Source organism: Virgibacillus indicus, from assembly GCF_002266285.1.
In the GTDB taxonomy this organism is placed as follows: domain Bacteria; phylum Bacillota; class Bacilli; order Bacillales; family Amphibacillaceae; genus Virgibacillus_K; species Virgibacillus_K indicus.
On the sequence record NZ_NPMS01000001.1, the window covers coordinates 1 to 18,891 of the forward strand.

Annotated in this window: 19 protein-coding genes and 2 rRNA genes; 15 read left to right on the forward strand and 6 right to left on the reverse strand. The window is 39.1% G+C overall.

Going from position 1 to position 18,891, the window contains the following annotated elements; all coding sequences use genetic code 11:
- Positions 1 to 121 (forward strand): 23S ribosomal RNA (locus tag CIL03_RS00005); the annotation flags it as partial.
- 68 nt (positions 122 to 189) lie between these two features.
- A 5S ribosomal RNA gene (gene rrf, locus CIL03_RS00010) occupies positions 190 to 305 on the forward strand.
- 471 nt (positions 306 to 776) lie between these two features.
- Here rrf and CIL03_RS00015 read toward each other — a convergent pair.
- From CIL03_RS00015 to CIL03_RS00025, 3 genes are all read right to left on the reverse strand, one after another.
- A complete protein-coding gene (locus tag CIL03_RS00015) occupies positions 777 to 1,967 on the reverse strand; it encodes a dicarboxylate/amino acid:cation symporter (RefSeq protein WP_094883174.1) in 1,191 nt (396 codons plus the stop codon).
- Between the two features lie 154 nt (positions 1,968 to 2,121).
- Positions 2,122 to 2,367, reverse strand: coding sequence for a hypothetical protein (locus CIL03_RS00020; protein ID WP_240507963.1), 246 nt, complete (start codon positions 2,365 to 2,367; stop codon positions 2,122 to 2,124).
- A gap of 74 nt (positions 2,368 to 2,441) precedes the next feature.
- Positions 2,442 to 3,713 (reverse strand): BaiN/RdsA family NAD(P)/FAD-dependent oxidoreductase, encoded by a 1,272-nt coding sequence (locus CIL03_RS00025; RefSeq protein ID WP_094883175.1) that lies wholly within the window; start codon positions 3,711 to 3,713, stop codon positions 2,442 to 2,444.
- Positions 3,714 to 3,894: 181 nt separating this feature from the next.
- On the opposite strand from CIL03_RS00025, the gene CIL03_RS00030 reads away from it, so the two are divergent.
- From CIL03_RS00030 to CIL03_RS00055, 6 genes are all read left to right on the forward strand, one after another.
- On the forward strand, positions 3,895 to 5,517 hold the full coding sequence (locus tag CIL03_RS00030; protein ID WP_094883176.1) for a putative polysaccharide biosynthesis protein: 1,623 nt from the start codon (positions 3,895 to 3,897) through the stop codon (positions 5,515 to 5,517).
- 15 nt (positions 5,518 to 5,532) lie between these two features.
- Positions 5,533 to 6,246 (forward strand): pseudouridine synthase, encoded by a 714-nt coding sequence (locus CIL03_RS00035; protein WP_094883177.1) that lies wholly within the window; start codon positions 5,533 to 5,535, stop codon positions 6,244 to 6,246.
- Between the two features lie 373 nt (positions 6,247 to 6,619).
- Positions 6,620 to 7,180 carry an RNA 2',3'-cyclic phosphodiesterase gene (gene thpR, locus CIL03_RS00040; protein ID WP_094883178.1) on the forward strand — a complete coding sequence of 187 codons (561 nt, stop codon included), beginning with the start codon at positions 6,620 to 6,622 and terminating at the stop codon, positions 7,178 to 7,180.
- Entirely contained in the window at positions 7,181 to 8,101 is a 921-nt protein-coding gene (locus tag CIL03_RS00045) for a hypothetical protein (protein ID WP_094883179.1), read from the forward strand.
- Positions 8,102 to 8,104: 3 nt separating this feature from the next.
- On the forward strand, positions 8,105 to 9,046 hold the full coding sequence (locus tag CIL03_RS00050; RefSeq protein ID WP_094883180.1) for a diacylglycerol/lipid kinase family protein: 942 nt from the start codon (positions 8,105 to 8,107) through the stop codon (positions 9,044 to 9,046).
- An 81-nt stretch (positions 9,047 to 9,127) separates the two neighbouring features.
- Entirely contained in the window at positions 9,128 to 9,946 is an 819-nt protein-coding gene (locus CIL03_RS00055) for a phosphotransferase family protein (protein ID WP_094883181.1), read from the forward strand.
- Here CIL03_RS00055 and CIL03_RS00060 read toward each other — a convergent pair.
- Positions 9,933 to 10,220: a YtzH-like family protein gene (locus CIL03_RS00060; RefSeq protein WP_094883182.1), complete on the reverse strand. Its 288-nt coding sequence runs from the start codon at positions 10,218 to 10,220 to the stop codon at positions 9,933 to 9,935. The genes CIL03_RS00055 and CIL03_RS00060 overlap by 14 nt on opposite strands.
- A gap of 100 nt (positions 10,221 to 10,320) precedes the next feature.
- On the opposite strand from CIL03_RS00060, the gene trmB reads away from it, so the two are divergent.
- Positions 10,321 to 10,962 (forward strand): tRNA (guanosine(46)-N7)-methyltransferase TrmB, encoded by a 642-nt coding sequence (gene trmB / locus CIL03_RS00065; RefSeq protein WP_094883183.1) that lies wholly within the window; start codon positions 10,321 to 10,323, stop codon positions 10,960 to 10,962.
- 154 nt (positions 10,963 to 11,116) lie between these two features.
- Here trmB and CIL03_RS00070 read toward each other — a convergent pair whose 3' ends face one another.
- Positions 11,117 to 11,686, reverse strand: coding sequence for a DUF4256 domain-containing protein (locus CIL03_RS00070; RefSeq protein WP_094883184.1), 570 nt, complete (start codon positions 11,684 to 11,686; stop codon positions 11,117 to 11,119).
- A 77-nt stretch (positions 11,687 to 11,763) separates the two neighbouring features.
- Complete coding sequence (locus tag CIL03_RS00075) at positions 11,764 to 12,303, reverse strand: transcription repressor NadR (protein ID WP_206207668.1); 540 nt, start codon at positions 12,301 to 12,303, stop codon at positions 11,764 to 11,766.
- A gap of 378 nt (positions 12,304 to 12,681) precedes the next feature.
- Here CIL03_RS00075 and nadC point away from each other — a divergent pair, with 378 nt between their 5' ends.
- From nadC to CIL03_RS00105, 6 genes are all read left to right on the forward strand, one after another.
- A complete protein-coding gene (gene nadC / locus CIL03_RS00080) occupies positions 12,682 to 13,527 on the forward strand; it encodes a carboxylating nicotinate-nucleotide diphosphorylase (protein WP_094883186.1) in 846 nt (281 codons plus the stop codon).
- A gap of 17 nt (positions 13,528 to 13,544) precedes the next feature.
- Positions 13,545 to 14,576: a TAXI family TRAP transporter solute-binding subunit gene (locus CIL03_RS00085; RefSeq protein ID WP_094883187.1), complete on the forward strand. Its 1,032-nt coding sequence runs from the start codon at positions 13,545 to 13,547 to the stop codon at positions 14,574 to 14,576.
- Between the two features lie 39 nt (positions 14,577 to 14,615).
- A complete protein-coding gene (locus CIL03_RS00090) occupies positions 14,616 to 16,586 on the forward strand; it encodes a TRAP transporter permease (RefSeq protein ID WP_094883188.1) in 1,971 nt (656 codons plus the stop codon).
- Positions 16,587 to 16,771: 185 nt separating this feature from the next.
- Positions 16,772 to 17,125, forward strand: a complete 354-nt coding sequence (locus CIL03_RS00095; RefSeq protein WP_094883189.1) for a VOC family protein — start codon at positions 16,772 to 16,774, stop codon at positions 17,123 to 17,125.
- Between the two features lie 38 nt (positions 17,126 to 17,163).
- Positions 17,164 to 18,204, forward strand: coding sequence for a beta-carotene 15,15'-monooxygenase (locus CIL03_RS00100; RefSeq protein WP_094883190.1), 1,041 nt, complete (start codon positions 17,164 to 17,166; stop codon positions 18,202 to 18,204).
- A gap of 18 nt (positions 18,205 to 18,222) precedes the next feature.
- Positions 18,223 to 18,702: a DinB family protein gene (locus CIL03_RS00105; RefSeq protein ID WP_094884384.1), complete on the forward strand. Its 480-nt coding sequence runs from the start codon at positions 18,223 to 18,225 to the stop codon at positions 18,700 to 18,702.
- The last annotated feature ends 189 nt before the right edge of the window (positions 18,703 to 18,891 follow it).

Sequence of the window (18,891 nt, forward strand, 5' to 3'; positions counted from 1 at the left end):
GAGACTTCCCATCACTTCGAGTGAGTAAGATCCCTCAGAGACGATGAGGTTGATAGGTCCGAGGTAGAAGCGTGGTGACACGTGAAGCTGACGGATACTAATCGATCGAGGACTTAACTAACTTCTTGTTTGATGATCGTTGATAACACTCTTATTTAGTTTTTAGGGTACAAATACCTTATAAAGTTGTCTGGCAGTAACAGCGGAGAGGTCACACCTGTTCCCATCCCGAACACAGAAGTTAAGCTCTCCAGCGCCGATGGTAGTTGGGGCTTTGCCCCTGCAAGAGTAGGACGCCGCCAGGCAAATACATAATAGCGAAGAAGCAATTTAATTTGTTTCTTCGCTTTTTTTATGGGTAATTGGAATATGATGTAGAAGGTTTTTTTGTAAACCTTATGTGAAGGGGATAGAAGTTAGGTTTATTAGTCTGAGATTATGATAGCAGCTATAAGAACCCAACGAATCAAGATGTTCAGCTGAAAAGTGCACATAGGATAGCTCTATGATCCAAAATGATAAGGAATTTTGTTTGAGATGTCATATATATAGAATAGCTCTATGACCCAAAACAATTAGAAATACGAATGATAGGTAACATTGGATCCTTTTATGCTGCCTTTTGACTATCTTCCACATTACAGCTATCCAGTGAGAAAAAAATTCAGAGAACTACTATACCTAAATTTTTCATATCCACTATAAACTTTACGGATTATTATTCTATAAAAAAATAGCACAACCATTTAAATGGTTGTGCCGCCTCAAACGTCATTCTAAAAAGCTTCTGCCTTATCTGTCTCTGTTATATTTCTCCGTTTACTTATGCTGTCAGCAATGGATGTAATTGCTCCATCGCCGGTTACATTGCATGCTGTTCCGATACTGTCTTGTGCCAGATACAAAGCAATCATTAATGATACCATAGTAGGGCCAAATCCCAGCATGGATTCCAGCAGACCGATTGCTGCCATGACAGCACCGCCCGGTACACCGGGTGCTGCAATCATTGTTACACCAAGCATTAATAAGAATGGCATGATCGAACCGAAAGAAGCCATATCACCCTGCAGGAACATTACTGCAAGTGCACAGCTTACTAATGTAATGGTACTCCCAGATAAATGGATATTAGCAAGTAGTGGGACAGTAAAATCTGCTATTCTTTCGCGCACCTTTAATGTTTTTGTCCTTTCCAATGTTACTGGTATTGTTGCAGCTGATGATTGCGTTCCAAGTGCCGTGAAGTATGCTGGTGTCATTTTTTTCAGCATAGCAAATGGGTTTTCTTTGCTCATTGATCCTGCAATTGTATATTGCAAGATTAAATAGAGAAGATGCAAAATGATAATCATCACAAAGACTTTTGCAAACACACTAAGTATTGTCGTTACCTGACCTGCATATGTCATATTGGCAAAAATACCAAAAATGTGAATTGGAAGTAGCGGGATAATTACCTTTTCAATAACTAATTGTATAATGTCACGAAAATCTTCCGTAAGATGCAGAAGCGTGTCTCCTTTGATTGCTGCGATACCAAGACCGAGAACAAATGACAGAAGCAATGCTGTCATAACTTCCATTGGTGGTGCCATTTCAACATCAAAAAATCCGCTCCTTAATCCTTCAGTAGGATCTGAAAAAGACTCTAGAGATTGTCCACTTAATAAAGTTGGATAAACATTTTTTGCAACAAGAAAAGCAATTATTCCTGCGATAATCGTGGAACCATATGCAATAATTCCTGTCAGCCCAAGAAGCTTTCCAGCACCCCGGCCCATGGAACCAATTCCTGGTGCGATAAATCCGATTATAATTAACGGAATAACAAATCCAAGGAAATTGCCAAACAGTCCATTAAATGTGGCAAATAATTTAATCAGCCATTCATTTGAAATCGAACCAATAGCTATACCTAAAATAATTGCTGCAACGATTCGTGCTAATAATCCAAAGCTTTTCATTGGTGTTTTCCTTCCCTTCCTGATGCTTATGTATTAATAGAATATCTCCATTCTACACAACGTGTCAAAAATAGTCTATATATTTTTATTTATTGAAAAACGTGCCGCTTGGGCACGTTTTTTGTCTTGAGATTAAGAAAGAATAACCAGATTGTTAGCTCATGCCAAATGGACCTAGCTGCTGTGAGCCGCCACTGTTATTACCACCGCTTTGATTTTGATTTTGGTTTTGATTTTGGCTTTGGCCTTGGTTTCCGCCCATTTGCGATATAAATGGAACCATTTGCTGCATGGTTTGGCCCATCCCCTGGTTATTTTTGGTCATTGTATAAAAAGTTGCTGCTCCGACACCGACGGAGGCGATCAATGGTAACCACATTCCATTCTTTTGCATTTGCATATACGACCATCCCTTTCTATATTATGTCCCAGACATTATTAGGATGGCATCATAGATGAAAAAAATGTTAGGTATCATATTCCAGCATATCGCACAGCTTCATCTGCAGCATTCCAGCCGGCAAGTCTTCCGGTTACTAATGCTGATGTAATATTATATCCGCCTGTATATCCGTGAATATCCAGAATTTCTCCACAAAAATAAAGTCCATGCATTATTTTTGATTGCATCATATTTGGGACAATTTCTTTAATTGAAACACCGCCGCCAGTGACAAATGCTTTTTCTAGCGGTAGTGATCCATTCACAAAGAAGCTGAAATGTTTCATGTCATGGACAAGCTGACGAATGCTTTCATTGGAAATATTAGCAGCTTTTTGCTCTTCCTGTACATTATTTTTAGATAAAAGGTATGTGAGCAATCGTTCTGGAACAATTCCCTTCAACAAATTTTTAATTGATCTCTTGGGATTTTCTTCCATTGATTTTAAAATTTTATTGATGGTTTCAGCTTCATTTTCATCTGGCAGAACATCCAGTACCATTGGCACCTGCTTTCTCCCTTTCATCAGTTCTTTTACAACAAATTGGGAGCAGCGAAGGACTGCAGGGCCGGATATGCCAAAATGAGTGAAAATCATATCCATTTGATGGGTAATGATCGGTTTGTTTTTCTTATTTAATACACTTAAGGCAACGTTTCGTAAGGACAGTCCCTGAAGGCTTTTATCTATTATAAAGGCTTCACTGGATTTCAGAGCCACTTCAGTAGGATAGAGCTCTGTTATCGTGTGACCTGCTTTTTTGGCCCAGCTGTAGCCATCACCTGTAGAGCCTGTATGTGGAACAGCTTTTCCGCCAACAGCAATGACAAGTGCTTTTGTATCCACTTTTTCTTTCGTTTCCAAAATAATGGTATGTCTTTCTTCGCCGTAATGGACTGCTTCTACTGGAGTATTTAACCGAACCTCAGCATGCAATTCATCCAATTTATTGATCAATGCATTAACCACTGTTTTTGCTGAATTGGATACTGGAAACATGCGGCCATGATCCTCTTCCTTTAGACCAACACCCAATCCCTCAAAAAAATCGATGATATCGTAATTATTAAATACAGAAAATGCACTGTATAAAAACTTTCCATTTCCAGGGATATGCTTAATCACTTCTTCCTGTGGAAGGCGATTGGTAACGTTGCATCTCCCGCCACCTGAAATAGCCAGTTTCTTGCCTAATTTTTTTCCTTTTTCCAATAACAATGTTCTGGCACCATTCTCGGCTGCAGCAATTGCTGCCATTAAGCCAGATGGTCCGCCGCCGATAACAATTACATCATAGTTCAAATCGGTTCATTCCTTTCGTTTGTATCTTATCATTAAGAGGTGTATTTACTCAATGTAAAGTATCGATTAGCCCATCACTAAAATAGCTGTGGATGAATTGTAATAGAATCGTTATCTGTAATCAGGTTATGTGTGATAAAATAACGGTTGGATAGATAACGAAAGAAATAAAGGTGAAAAAATGTCGAATACGATCGTAAGAGGAGCAATGCTGCTCACTGGAGCAACATTTTTATCGAAGTTTTTAGGAATAATTTATGTTATTCCATTTCATGCATTAGTTGGCGGAACAGGGGGAACTTTGTACAGTTTTGCATATACCCCTTATAATATAATTCTTAGTATTTCTACAATAGGAGTACCTCTCGCTGTTTCTAAATTTGTTTCCAAATATAATTCACTTGGAGATTACGAAACAGGCAGAAGGATGTTTAAAGCAGGAATAGCGTTAATGCTGGTAACAGGGTTTTTAGCCTTTCTGGCATTATTTTTCAGTGCGGAGTGGCTTGCTGGACTTATGATTACCAGTGACAATCCTGAAAATATCACCGTGGCCGATTTAACGATGGTTATACGCATGGTCAGCTTTGCGTTAATTGTCATACCTGCCATGAGTATTGTCAGGGGATTTTTCCAGGGGCATCAATCCATGGGCCCGACAGCGGTCTCACAGGTCGTTGAACAAATTGTACGGATTGTATTTTTGCTCGCTGCAGCATTTATTATTGTTGTAATGATGGACGGAGCAATTTCCACTGCAGTCGGTTTTGCAACATTTGCAGCGTGTATTGGGGGAATTGCCTCTGCAGGAATACTATGGGTTTACTGGAAGAAAAGAAAACCAGGTCTTGATAAGCTGTTAAAACAGCAAACCTACACAAATGATATCCCTAGAAAAGATTTATTCAAGGAATTATTCAGCTATGCAGGGCCATTTATCATCGTGGGTCTTGCAACTTCTTTATATCAATTAGTGGACAGCTTTACGTTTGAGCGGGCAATGATCGCAGCAGGACTCAAAGATATCTGGGAAGTTTCTCTTTCTGCAATTAACTTATACGGTCACAAGCTTGTTATTATTCCAGGAACGATCGCTACAGGATTATCATTAGCAGTTTTACCGGCATTAACCAAAACATTCACCGAAAATAACCGCGTGCTGCTATATAAGCAAATTAATCAGGCATTGCAAATTGTTCTGGTGCTTGTTATCCCGGCAGTTGTTGGACTATCTGTTTTATCTCATGAAGCGTATGGTGCTTTATATGGAATGAATGAAATTGATACTACCGGAACATTGCTTAAATGGTATGCACCGGTTGGATTGCTGTTTTCACTTTTTACCGTTTCCTCAGCATTGCTGCAAGGAATCAATCAGCAGAAATTTGCTGTGATCAGCCTGTCTGCAGGACTTTTAGTGAAAATATTGTTCAATATCCAATTGATCCATATGTTTGGTGCGAAGGGTGCTATTATCGGTACGATGCTTGCGGTAGGAATAGCGGTGTCATTAAACATCTGGCGTGTAAAAGCAACCGTTCATTTTCCATTTAAGCAGGTTAATAAACGTACGATGCTGATTGGTATTTTCGTTATTATCATGGTTATAGCAATTTGGATCGTAAAAGCTGTATTAGGCATTTTCCTTCCGTTTGATGAGGAAAGATGGGCTGCAATTCTAATGCTTGCTGCCGGTGTTGGAACTGGTGGAGTGGTGTATTTATTCCTTGCTCATAAATCAACCTTGCTTGAACACGTGCTTGGAAAACGGATCGGAATTCTGGACCGGATTTTTGGAAGGTAGAAGGAGGATGAAGCAATGCGTCTTGATAAGCTGCTTGCAAATATGGGATTTGGCAGTAGAAAAGATGTAAAGGCATTATTGAAGAAAAAGCTAGTCACTGTAAATGATACAGTGGTAAAAGACGGAAGCAGTCATATTAATCCTGACATGGATTTAATAGAAGTAAACAATGAACGGGTACAGTATGAAAAATATATTTATATTATGATGAACAAGCCGCCAGGGGTCATATCGGCAACAGTTGATGACAGGGAAAAAACGGTTATTGATTTGCTTGGGGAAGATCTGCAAATTTTTAAGCCCTTCCCAGTCGGCCGACTTGACAAGGATACGGAGGGCCTGATGTTTATTACTAATGATGGAGAGCTTGCCCATCAGCTGGTTTCGCCAAAGAAAAATATTGTTAAAACGTATTTTGCCAGGATTAGTGGCAGGGTGACAGAGGAAGATATTGGGAAATTTGCAGATGGAGTCGTTCTCGATGATGGCTACAAGTCGAAGCCAGCTGACCTTGCCATATTGAACCGTGGAGAGATTTCTGAAATTGAAGTGAAAATAACAGAAGGAAAATATCATCAGGTGAAGCGGATGTTTGAAGCCGTGGGGAAAAAGGTAGTCTATTTGAAGCGGGAAAGTATGGGGGAGCTTGTGCTGGATGAGAACTTACAGCTTGGAACATATCGGCGGCTGAACGAAAATGAATTAAAGTACTGTTTTTCGTTAAAATAGAATTTACCGGATTCTTACAGCATTCATTACATCATAGTTTCTATAAAGTGCGACATAACTGCCCTGTTGATTTCAATTTCGGACGGATGTTTCGCGGATTGAGCGGATTATCCGGATTTGGGGTACTCCTCTGAGCCCAATAGCTGGAAAACAATAGCCACAGGTCACATAGAGCGCTTCTCTGTGACCAATCAACCTAAAACAAGTTGCCATCGGGCACATAGAGTGCTTCTCTGTAACCAAACAACCTGAAATAAGTTGCCATCGGGCACATAGAGCACCTCTTTGCGGACGATGGAATTATCATCGTTGATGTTAGTCCGCAATTTACATCAACAGTTTAGTATAAACCATTAGTTAAAGGAGGCTTCCCATGTCTGCCCACTATTTCATTGCAATTCCACTTCCTGAAAAAATACAAATTTTATTTTCAAAATGGCAGGAAGAATTAAAAGGAAAAATTCCTTATAAGCAATGGCCGTATCAGGAGGATCTGCATATTACACTAAAGTTTTTAGGGCCAGTTGCCGATAATAAATTAACAGCACTGAAAAATGAGCTTCATACCATAAAGAATCATCAAGCGTTTTCCATTAATGTTGGGGGAATTGGCACGTTTGGAAATCCGGTAAAACCAAGAGTGTTATGGGCAGATGCTGAGAAGACTGAAGCATTATCCAGTCTCTATGAAAAAGTTGAGGAAGCTACGGACAATGCTGGATTTCAAAAAGAAAATCGTGCCTATCGTCCGCATATTACACTTGCAAAAAAATGGGCTGGGGACGCTGCTTCTGTTTCCATTGATCAGATAAAATCAGATTATACCGATAGGCAAACAATCCTGATTAATCATATTGTTATTTATAAAATCCACCCGCAAAAATCTCCAAAATATGAAGTGATTGAAAAGTATATGCTAAAAAGGGATGATTAAATGGCCCAACTGATTAAATTACGGGATTATATTTCCCGTTATGAATGGAATACATATCGCTATCCAAGCCAATATATACGATTAAAGCAGGATAACTGGAAAAAGCTGCATTATATTTGGAGCCACCCGGAAGAAAAGGCTGAAGAGGAAATGCAGCCGGAAGAAAAAGTATCGCGTTTCTCCAAGGTTAAGAGCTTCCTGAAAAAAGAAAAAGAGCAGGAAGATGAGGATACCTCCACGAAAGAAAACGTTTTGCCTGATACAGAAAAAGAATTAAAGCAATATTTTCTGGATAAAATTCTGCGTTTTCAGCTGAAATGGGCTACGTCTACGGTTACAGACACATCTTTTATGAACAAAAGCTATTATCAGGATCCATTATTAAAATACTTCCTGCAGCGATTTCCGGATATTTACCTAATCATGTATTATCCTGTATTCAATATAAAAAAAGCTCCTGTTGATGGAGAAATTATTTTGATAAGTCCAGTTGGAATTGAAATTATTCATTTGCTTGAGGATAATCCAGAGGCGGTTATTATGGCAGGGGATGATCGTACATGGACACTTGAAATTGATTCACATCATACGAAAATTTTAAGCCCGCTGATTTCCTTAAAAAGAACCGAGCAAATTGTCCGAAGCATATTAAATTCTGCAGATGTAGATTATTCCATAAAGAAAACCGTGCTGTCCCGCAAAAATAATATTGTTTTCTCAAATGAACCTTATAATACTTCTATTATTGGTAAGAAGAATTATGAGGATTGGTTTCATACTAAACGGAAGCTCCAGTCACCATTAAAAAGCAATCAATTAAAGGCGGCAGAAGCCTTATTGAAGCATTGCCAGACAACATCTGTAAAACGTCCGGAATGGGAAGAGGATACAAATGATTTTTCTTTTTCCGAAGAGGGTTAATCCATGTATATTTTTATAGTAAATCCCGAGGCCGGCAATGGACGTGCGAAGCGGGTTTTTACAAAACTTATGAAAAGCCAATTGTATCAGAAGCTAAACAGCACCTATTTTTACTCGGAATATGCGGGACATGCGGAGATGCTGACAAAACAAATTAAAATAGATTATAAGGACCAACTGTCAGGGATAATTGTGATTGGCGGGGATGGAACATTGCATGAGGTCATGAATGGTCTTGGGGATGAGGAGATTCCGGTTTCCTTTATTCCAGGAGGATCTGGAAATGATTTTGCCAGAGGAATTGGGATGAAGCGCAAGCCGCTGGATATTCTTCGGGAAACAATTGCCGGTAACAACACAACAGCCTACTGGCTTGGAAAATATAAATTGGACAGACAGGAAGAACGGATTTTTGTTAATAGTATGGGATTTGGCTTTGATGCAGAAATAACTGAAAAAGCTAATCGCTCAAGGTATAAAGTATTGCTGAATAAACTGCGCATAGGTACGGTCAGTTATGTCATTGCACTTATCCATGTTTTACTTACATTTAAACCTGAGGATATAACGATTGAAGCAGATGGAAAGAGACAGATAATCAATAATTGCTGGATGGTCACCGTTTCAAATCATCCTTATTATGGTGGAGGAATGAAAATTATTCCAAACGCAAAAATTCAATCAGGAAGATTTCCGGTACTAATCATTCATGGTATATCCAAATGGAAAGTTCTGGGTCTTTTTATGACTGTTTTTACAGGCAAGCATATCGATTTCAAAGAGGTGGAACTGCTTGAAGCTTCCACATTAAAGCTGATTGCAAATAGGAATATCGCCTATCAGGTGGATGGCCAGACAGCAAGCTGCAGAGAAGCAGTTATAAAGAAGGAAACAGACGAAATTTATATCATGGGACATAAATATAGTAAAAATGCAGGCGCTTAATGTACCTGCAAGGTTGTATTTTTTTCGTAATCACTATAAAATGTATTATTGAATGCTAATTTTGAAAGATGTGAAGAATATATGGTGGATTGGCTTAAGCGAGTACTGGGAAAAGGCTGGGAGATAACGCCAGCCGGCGGTCTGACTGGTGATGCTTATTTTGCAACAAAGAATAATGACCGATTATTTTTAAAAAGAAATTCCTCGCCATTTCTTGCGGTATTGTCTGCAGTAGGGATTGTTCCCAAGCTTATTTGGACAAGACGAATGGAAAATGGGGATGTCATCACTGCACAGGAATGGCTTGATGGAAGAGAGCTTAAGGCAGTTGAAATGCAGCACCCTCAAGTTGCTGAATTGCTTCATAAAATTCACCATTCCTCAGAACTATTGCATATGCTGATGCGGATGGGGAAAAAACCAGTTACAACTGATGCCAGTTTTGCGATGATGCGCGATCGTCTTAAGCAGACGGATCTAATTACATCCTACGACGATGTGCATCTGGCTTTAAACTACCTGGAGCAATTACTGCCTATAACCAGAGATCAGAAACAGGTCGTTTGTCATGGCGATTTGAACCATAACAATCTGCTACTGACAAATGAAGGGTCATTATATCTGGTGGACTGGGAAAATGCTTTGATTGCTGATCCTGTAACAGATTATGGGATGGTTCTTCAGTGGTATGTTCCAAAAGAAAATTGGAATGACTGGCTGGATAACTATGGACTTTCAAGAGATAAACGCCTGATTGAGCGAATGTACTGGTATTTGCTGCTTGATGGATTAAATTATTTAAGCTGGCACAGTGAACGGAATGAGCCGAATAAAGTAATGGAACGATTAAAGGATCTAAATGAACTGAATGAGCATATAGGTACATCTATTCTAAATTAGTCTGCTGTATCGCACTTATCCAATTATTAATGTTTTGCTCGTTTTCTTGAATATGTTCAGGGACATTTTGGGTATTTTCTCCCTGTTGTCCATATTTATATATTTCCGGAAGCAGCTGCAGCAGCTGTTCATCTGTAATGCTGTTATTTGCCAGCATGGATTTGACCAGCCGTTTTATTTGCTGATATTCAGATACATTTCCACTGCTGTCTAATTGCTGTTCATCCAACAGGTCCAGCAGCAGCGTCAATTGATTATTTACCGTTAAAGTCATCGAAATCACCTCGAGGCTTAGTTTTCGTCATTATTAATTTTTATATACAATAATTCACAGTGAGAGTATGTTCATATCCTCTGAAGGAAAGGTGTAAGAAATGCGTCAACGAAACAAACCATGGGCAGATGATTTTCTGCAAAATAATCCACAGCTGATCATTCCAAACCCAGCAGAACATAAAAATAAGTGGCAGTCTATTTTTGGAAATAACAATCCGATTCATATAGAAATAGGTACTGGAAAAGGGCAGTTTCTAACAGGAATGGCCAAACAGTATCCGGAGATTAATTTTATAGGCATTGAGCTTGCCAAAAGCATTGTTGTAACAGCAGCACAGAAAGTTATGGATTCAGAACTGGATAATATTTTGCTGTTGAATGAAAATGCAGAAGATATACATGAGATTTTTGCGGAAGAAGAGATTGATGGGATTTATTTAAACTTCTCCGATCCCTGGCCAAAGAACCGTCACGAAAAAAGAAGGTTAACGTTTCATTCCTTTTTAAAAAAATATGAGGACATCCTTGATCCTTCTGGGGAGATTATCTTCAAAACGGATAATCGCGGTCTTTTTGAATATTCGCTTGTCAGCTTTTCGAATTACGGGATGAAGCTGGAAGAAGTGAATCTGGATTTACATGCGATTGAGGATCCGGAAAATGTGATGACGGAGTATGAAGAGAAATTTTCTGCTAAGGGGCAGGTTATTTATCGGTGCAGGGCAAGGTTTGTTAAATGATTAAAGATGATAAAACACGCAAGGGGCTGAGTGCTAAATTTAGCTCCTTGCGTTTTTTGTGTAGGTTGTTCTATCTGCTTTCAGCAATTGCACCATGATAATTAAAGCCTTACTCAAAGTTATCTGTTTTCAAATTTATATCTATAGTAAAAATTTAGACCCTTAGCGAGCCGCGGAATCCTCTGGCACCGTAGTAAGAATCCGCACCGTTATGATAAACGAAGACGTGTCCAAAGCGAAAATCGCAAAAAAGCGCGCCGCCGAGTTCCCTAATATCAGAAGGGGTTTGCACCCAGCTTGACGTTTTCTTATCGAAATTTTCAAGTTCCTGCAGTGCTCGATAATCTTCTTCGGTTAACAATTCAATGCCCATGGCAGCTGCCATATCCATCGCGTTATTTTCTGGTTTATGTTTCTTCCTCGATTCCAGCGCTTTGCGGTCGTAACAAACACTTCTGCGGCCTTTAGGACTTTCCGCTGAACAGTCATAAAAAATGTATTCGTCCTCATTTTTATTATAATCAGCAACATCTGGTTCCCCGCCAGTTGCCTCCATTTCATTGAGCGACCACAGCTTTTCAGGATTAGCTTCCAGCTTTGCTTGGACATCAGCCCAATCAAGACCTTTATGGCGGTGCATGTTTTCCTCAAAACGGGCTTCCAATACTTTGAGTAATTCTTCAGTTTGTTCCAGTGACAATTCCTTATTATTGCTATTTGTCATATTAGTTTCCTCCTTATTGTTAATCGTTTAGAATATATAACTTTTTAAGAAAACATTTTCTTTAATCTAGTGAAATTCTAAATCATAATACCTGCCTTTTTCAAGTCTTTGCAAGCTGCTTCGATTTTGCTTATCGAATCAGCTTCCAGTGTGTGGAGATGAATTCCACCTGTTAAAGAGGCTAAATAGGATGCTTTTGTTTCTTTTATTTTTTTAACAAACTGTTCGACCTCTTTTCGATTGCTGACACGAATCGATGCGGTTAAATCACCGTAAACGGCATGTTCCACTTTGACATCTTTGACTGTCACACCGTGATCTACAATAAGGTAAAGCTCCTCCAGAGTTTGGTCAGGAGAATGATTGCATACAACTACTTTCTGATGCAGGTTATCCTCTTTTTCGCTATTTAAATAAATATATCCCTGGCTCGTTGCAACAATTGGTTCATTTTTAGCTTTCAAAATGGAAATGTCCTGTACAATAACCTGTCTGGAAACATTTGTTTTTTTGGCAAATTCACTGCCGGTAATTGGAGAACTGGCATCTTTCAGCAGTGTTATAATCAGCTTCTGCCGACTGACAGAAGCCATCTTTGTTTGATCACTCATTCTTATAAGCACCTCTTGTGAAGGAAGAAATTTTTATTCCCAAGATAGTATTCCATACAATTAGCTTATCATAAAAATAATGAACATTCCGCATTAAAAGGCATCAAGACAGGTGAATTGTGGTTTATTGAAAAAAAGCCATATTAGTTTCCAATCAAATTAAAAAAAATATCTTGCTAAACTTATCGATTTATGTAAATATAGGTGTCAAGACAGTTGAACACACAAAGTGACCCGGCTTTTGAATGTGATTTTTTTCACAAACGAAGGTAAATCATAAATGAAATCTTTGCTATTTAGTGAGAACAGTATAATTTCATAAAGCCGGTCATTCTATGACTCATCTTATTAATGTGAAACTATTAACATAAAGGGGAATAGAAAATGAACAAGCTTAAATTACGCAAGATGCTGCAATCCTTTTTACTTGAAGACATTGGGGATACGGACTTAACCAGTAATGCGATTTTTCCTGAAGGGCAAATAGGAAAAGGGGTGCTAATCGCCAAAGAGTCTGGAATTATTGCAGGTTTGGATATTATCGGAGAGGCATATCATCTGCTGGATTCTCGTATTGAAATTAACCTCCATTTTTCTGATGGGGAGCGTGTAAATAAAGGAGAAACAATCGCAAAAGTTTATGGACCTGTAAGGTATTTGCTGACAGGGGAACGAGTTATTTTAAATTTACTGCAGCGAATGAGTGGTATTGCATCCATTACAAATCGATGTGTGAAGCTGCTGGATGATCCGGCAATTAAAATTTGCGATACAAGAAAAACAGTGCCGGGATTGAGAATGCTTGATAAATATGCAGTTGCCGCAGGTGGTGGCAGGAATCATCGGTATGGCCTGTATGATGGGGTCATGATTAAGGATAACCACATATCATACGCTGGATCGATTACAAAAGCAGTGGAAGCGGTACGTCAGGAAATCGGCCATGTGGTAAAAGTAGAAGTTGAAGTGGAGAAGAAAGAGGAAGTGGCAGAAGCAGTTAATGCTGGTGCAGATATCATCATGTTCGATAATTGCAGTCCAGAAGTGGTAAAGGAATATGCTGCGATGGTGCCAGAACATATTTTAACAGAAGCTTCCGGGGGAATTAACCTGGAAAATCTGGCCTCATATAAAAACTGTGGTGTTCACTATATTTCACTGGGCTATTTAACTCATTCCGTTAAAGCATTGGACATAAGTTTGCAGGTTAAAGAAGGAGTAAAGAAGTAAATTCAGGGGGAACCAAAGTGATTAAAAAATCTAGCGTAGCTGCAATCATAATATTTTTATCAGGGCTTTTGGCTGCATGTGGAAGTGGGGCAAATGGAAGCAACAACTCTTCAGAATCACAGGATGCTGCAGCTGAAGGAAATCAGCAAATTCAAACGACAATCATTGGCGGCAGAACAGGTGGTGCGTGGTCCGTGTTTACGGAAGGTATCGCAGAATCCATCCGGAAGAAAAATGAGAATGCACTGGTTACAGTAGAACCTGGCGGAATTGTAGAGAATCCTTCAGCTGTCGGTACAGCAAAAATCCCTTATGGCATTTCCTATTCGATGACTGCCTATGCCGCATATATGGGAGAGGAGCCATATGATAAGAAATTTGAAGATATCCGGGCAGTCAGTGTGGTGATACCAGCAAACTATTATCAATTTCTTGCGTTAGCCGACACGCCATATGACTCCATCGACGAAATCATTGAAAATGAAGCGCCAGTCAGACTGGCACTGGATCAGAAAGGTTCAGCAGGGGAAATAATTACCCGGAATATTTTACAATCGTATGGTGTCACTTATGAAGATATAATCTCCTGGGGCGGCAGCATTGATCATCTCGGTGGATCTAAAACATTTGAGCTGATGGCTGATAATCGTATAGATGCCACTGGAGATGCAGTGTCTGTACCATCTGGTGATATTTTGGAAGCATCCACAGCTATGGACTTAAAAATGCTTTCCCTCAATCAGGAAACCATTGAAACTGTTTCTGAAAAACTGGGAATGGAAGCTGGCATAATAAAGGCAGGAAGCTATTCATTTCTTGATACAGATATCGATACAGTGAGTACACCGGCGATTTTAATGGTTCATAAGGATATCTCGGAAGAAGAGGTCTATCAGGTTACGAAGTCCATTTATGAGAGTTTCGATTATTTAGGTACGGTGCATGAGGAATTTAAAAATTTAACTGCTGAAAATTTTGCGGATGCAGGAAAAGTACCACTTCATCCTGGTGCAGAAAAGTTTTACAAAGAGATGGGATTAATTGAATAACGATTTCTGCTGAAGGACAGAGGAAAGAGGGTTGTTATAATGGTGAAAAGCAGGTTGGCCAGCTTGTTCAAAGAAGGATACAAACGGGAATTGCAGTCAGCCCATTTAAACTTATTTTTATGCTTTGCTGCCATTTTATCTATATATCAGATCTGGTCGGTCGTATGGGGAAAACTGGATCCCATGAATCAAATGGCGATTCATTTATCACTTATTCTTGCGTTAACATTCTTGCTGTTTGGATTTTCTAAAAGAACCGGCAAACAGCATGCACCGGGGTTCGTTGATTACACTGCAGCACTAGCGGCAATTGGTGCAGGTATTTATTTTACCATCCATGCGGAGCGTTTTGCTGTACGAATTCCGATTATGGATCCATTAACCAATTGGGATATTGTATTTGGAGCTGTTTTTGTAGCCTTAAGTATTGAATCGGCACGCAGAACAATTGGGTTTCCAATAATTTTTATTGTAATGGCTGGCTTTATCTATACGTTATTTGGACATAATTTACAGGGCTTGTGGGGGCATCGTGAGCTGTCTGTTCTGGAATTCCTCGATGAGCTCGCTTTCAGCTTTAACGGACTTTGGGGATCACCAATATCTGTAGCGGCTTCATTTGTTTTTATGTTCATGCTGTTTGGTGCTTTCTTGAAAAAAGCAGGTGCGGGCGAGTTCTTTTATAAATTATCGATTGCCATAGCTGGAAGAACAAGGGGAGGGACGGCAAAGGTTGCGGTATTAACGAGTGCCTTTTTTGGCATGATCTCAGGAAGCCCGACTGCCAATGTCGTAACTACTGGATCCTTTACCATTCCTGTCAGTAAAAAGGCTGGCTATAAATCTTCCACTGCCGCAGCGGTCGAAGCGGCTGCTTCAACTGGTGGGAGCATATTGCCGCCAATAATGGGTTCGTCGGCATTTCTAATGGCGGCAGTTACCCAAATGTCCTATGGAACGATTGTAATAGCAGCAATTATTCCAGGGATTCTTTACTATGCTTCGCTGCTGGCGATGGTGCATTTTGAAGCATTGCGTTCAGATATACCGCGGCTTGCTAAAGAACAGATACCAAAATTCACGAAGGTTTTGAGAGAAGGCTGGTATTATTTTATACCTTTAGTCGTATTGCTGTTCTTTCTGCTGCAAGGATATAGTGCATCCAGAACCGGCTTTTATGGAATTCTATCCATTGTTGCTGTAAGCTGGCTTGGCAAAAATTCCAGAATGGGACTAAGAGCCATTATTGATTCGCTGGTAGATGGTGCGAGATCAGCTATTCCTGTGACAGCTGCCTGTGCAGCTGCAGGTCTTGTCATTGCCGGAATCATGACAACAGGGCTTGGCGGGAAATTAACAAGTATTGTTCTGGGATTAACAGAAGGGATGCTTGTGCCAACATTGCTGCTTGTCATGGTAATCTGTATCATCTTAGGGATGGGAATGCCTGTAGCTGCAGCTTATATTCTGACAGCAATGCTCGCTGCACCTGCTTTAATTGAATTAGGCGTCAGTACATTAGCAGCACATTTATTCATCGTTTACTTTTCTATTTTTTCTGCAATAACTCCACCGGTTGCAGTGGCAGCTTATGCTGCCGCGGGCATTGCAGATTCCAATCCGAATAAGGTTGGGCTGGAAGCTGTAAAACTGGGTTCGGTAGGTTTTATTGTTCCATTTATCTTTGTGCTGGAACCGGCATTGCTAATGGAAGGTTCTATAGATGAAATTGTCATTGCTTTTATTTCTGCATTACTTGGTGTAATGATATTAGCCGCCGGTTTAATTGGCTGGCTTGCTGTAAAAGCTTCTATTTTTGAACGTAGTGCATTGCTTTTGAGTGGTTTTATGATGATGTATCCAGGATTACTTTCTGATGGATTAGGAATTGCAATTATTTTGTTAGTAGTATTGATTCAACAGAGAAGGAAAGCTGGAGCGCAAGGGAATGATTTAGTGCTGCAAAACAGGAAGATGGAAGAGGGGAGATCTGCAGAAGTCGGAAGTTGATTTTGTTTTCAAAAAAATAGGAAAAGTCGTTCATGTTTGTTATAATTTATTTATATGATGTCAGATTGTATATGGCCGTTGGTGTACCACCAGTGGCCATTATTTAATATATTCATTTTCTCTATGTTTTGAGAAAATGAAAACAGAATTACAAGAATATATATGTTTTACAAGGAGTTGTTTTCATGAATCATCCCATCTTAAATCAAATCGGAGCTATCTTTATACCCGTAAGCAATATAGAAAAGGCAAGAGACTGGTATTGCAAAATTTTAGGCCTGGAAGCGGATGGAGAAATACAGTATGGTCATCTATATGTTCTGCCTATGGATGGAACGGGAATTGTATTGGACAGCAAGATATTTTCAGAGGATACAATCTTTGAAACTCCAGCATTTCACTTCAATACAAAAAACATCGAAGAATCATATAATTATATGAAAACAAAGGATGTTCAATTACTTACTGACATTCAGCATAATCACTATTTTAATTTTAAAGATCCCGATGGTAATCATTTAATGGTTTGCAAATGTTAATTTAATCGACATGCTAAAAAAATTAGGAGTGAGCTCTTATGGTGTTAAAAAGAAATTTACTTCATCATGTCTGGCTCGTTTTATTGCTGCTTGTGTTAGGGTCGAATGCTGCTTTGTATCATACAGCATTTGGAATGAGCGTCATGCCTGTAAATACGAACGGTGTGGTTGCAGGATCAATTTTTGATTTGGCAATAGTCTCACCAATCTTATTTATTGCGTGGAGCAGAAAGAGGAACTGGAAATATATCGCGGTGACGATAGCGATGGGACTAATACTTGCCCGTTTTCTTATCCCAATGAACTTTTTAGCACCATTTGAAGCGGTAACATGGATTGGATTTGCTGTTGAGGGTTTGCTTATTTTGCTGGAAATCCTGCTCCTTGTGACACTTTTTAAATATTTGCCGGGAATCATTCGTTCTGTGAAACAAAATTCATTGCCAGTGATTTTTTCTTTTCCAAAAGCAGTTCATGGAAAAGTAAGTGATGCTCCAATTATTCGAATCATCTGTTCAGAAATACTCGTGCTTTACTATGCATTTGCCAGTTTTAGAAAACGGCCTATGCTTAATGACGATACATATACGTTGCATAAAAAGTCCAGCTTAATTGCATTGCAATTGATGCTGATCCATGCAATCATTTTCGAAACGATTGGGATTCATTGGTGGCTGCATGACAAGTCGATTATTTTGTCAGTCATTTTATTAATTTTAAATATATACTCGGTAATTTTGCTGATTGCCGACGTACAGGCAGTAAGATTAAATCCATTGCAAGTTACTGATGAACGGATGTATATTTCGCTCGGTCTTATGAAACGTATGGAAATCAGGTGGTCTGATATCGAAGAAGTGATTGATGAACCAAAGATGTTACAGAAAAAGCTTTCAAAAGATACAATTGAATTCATTGCACGGGATTTTGAAGAAGTGCACCCGGATGTCATATTAAAGCTTAAATATCCTGTTGAAGCAACCCTTTTTATGGGAATTAAAAAACAATATAATCAGGTTTCCATTCGGGTGGATGATGCGGAAAGGTTTAGGGATTTGGTAAGAAATAAGATTTATTAATAAAGGAGAGTGAGAATTATATTTCATACGAAAGAGATATTAGCCGATCAGCTGCTGGCAAATGCGAACGATCCCAGTTTTTATCTTCCTTTTTCAGACGCTGCAGCAAATCTTTCAGAGGAGGAAGCATTTTGGAAGCCTAATGATGATTGCAATAGCATCGCTGAAATTGTGCAGCATTTACTCTATTGGAATGAAACGTGGCAAAAAAGATATGAGAAGTCTCATTTCGGTGCTGTTTCTACGGTAGATAATAATAGTACGTTTATAGTGCCGGAGAAAGAGAAATTCAATGATTTGAAAGAGATGCTGCTGGAAGTGCTGCTGAAATGGCAGGATTTACTAACTGAAGAAAAAGCAGGGATGGAGATAGAAGGTTTCCCCGCAGCTGCAAAGTGGGGAGATATAATAGCAAATATATCCTCCCATAATGCCTATCACATTGGACAAATCATCTATATTCGAAAGCTGCAGAAAAGCTGGAATCAAAACCAGTAGGCTTATCGTTGGCTTTCTTTCTCGGAATAATCAAAAATAAAATTGGTTGTATTCCTTAAATGGAGTACAACCAATTTTATTTTTAAAACAGTACCTTGCATTAAATAGTACTGAATGGTATATTATTAATATCAGGTACTTGACATAAATCAGTACTATTCATTATATAATAGTAAAAATGGAAAATGA